Source organism: Campylobacter concisus (genome assembly GCF_902460415.1).
Classification (GTDB): Bacteria; Campylobacterota; Campylobacteria; order Campylobacterales; family Campylobacteraceae; genus Campylobacter_A; species Campylobacter_A concisus_Y.
On record NZ_CABPTY010000014.1, the window covers coordinates 1 to 1,189 of the forward strand.

1 protein-coding gene is annotated in these 1,189 nt (G+C 41.5%); it reads left to right on the top strand.

Features of this window, described 5'->3' with window-relative positions; all coding sequences use genetic code 11:
• Positions 1-2 precede the first annotated feature (2 nt).
• Positions 3-1,184 (top strand): hypothetical protein, encoded by a 1,182-nt coding sequence (locus FZ940_RS09360; RefSeq protein ID WP_262367636.1) that lies wholly within the window; start codon positions 3-5, stop codon positions 1,182-1,184.
• The last annotated feature ends 5 nt before the right edge of the window (positions 1,185-1,189 follow it).

The following is a 1,189-nucleotide window of genomic DNA, read 5'->3' on the forward strand; positions in this document are numbered from 1 at the left end:
GGTTGTTTAAAAGCAGCGAAACAAGCGCAGTAGCTTGCGTAAGAGAATTTTATACCGCATACGGAACGGACGACGATAGCAAGGTTCAAGAAGCGATCAACGATATTTATAAAACCAATATGAGTCTAAGGGATGTGACCGAAATAAAAGAGCTCACCCTAAGAGAAATGAATATGGACTTAAAAGAGGACTTCGACAACGGCAAAGAATACACCATACGAGACATTAACAAAAAATTTGCCTACGAAGTAACGGGAGCTGCAAATTTAAGCAAAGACGCGCAGCAAGCCGTAGAAATACTAGGCGAAAAAGAGCTGTTAGATACGAGAATCAGGGAAAGACAGGCGGAGCTGGACGAATTTAAAAGCCCGAAAGCAAAAAGAGAATTCGTAAAAGACAGATTGGACGGCGTAGAAAAAAATGAGTCCTTAAAAGAGAGTCTGCAAATTTTAAAAGAGAAAGAAAAAATAGAAGAGCAAATCAAGGCAAAAGAAGAGCAAATCGCCAAAAAGGAAAAAGGGGAAGAAAAAGAGCCAAGCCCCGAGCAAAACGAACCACAGCCGGGCAGAGAAAACGGCGCAGAGCAAGAAGACTGGAATAAGAGAGCCGACGAGCTAGAAATGCAGCACGAAAAGGAGCTCGAAGACCTCAAAGATAAGCAATCGAAGCTTGAAGCGAATTTTCAAAAATCGATCGACAACCTAATGAATAGCGATGGGATAAACGGCATTATAACCGCGCTGCAAGAGATGGACAGAAGCCTTGAGATGATGCTAAAACAGGGTAAAGAAGAAAGCATCGCCAAAGATCGCCAGCGCCAAGAAAAGCTTGATCTAGCCTTTGACAGTCCTAAATTTAAAGAGGCTGTCGGCGATTTGGTAAAAGAGGTCTATACGCAACGCAAAAAAGTCAAAGGCGGTTTTAAAGAGATGGAGAACGAGCGGGCTAATTACGCTAAATTACAAACGACCTATGAAAAAGAAACCAAAAAAGGGCTTGACGTCAAAGGATACGAAAAGCTAAAAAAGATGATGGGTGAAATCGAAAAAGAAACGCCGAATTTTAAAGACAGCTACCCTAAATTTTATCAAAAGGTAAACGATACGCTAGTGCAGACCAAAGACAAAATTTTAAACAAGGCCAAAGGGCAAGAAAATGAAAATGACAGAGGCAGGAGCCTATAATGAGC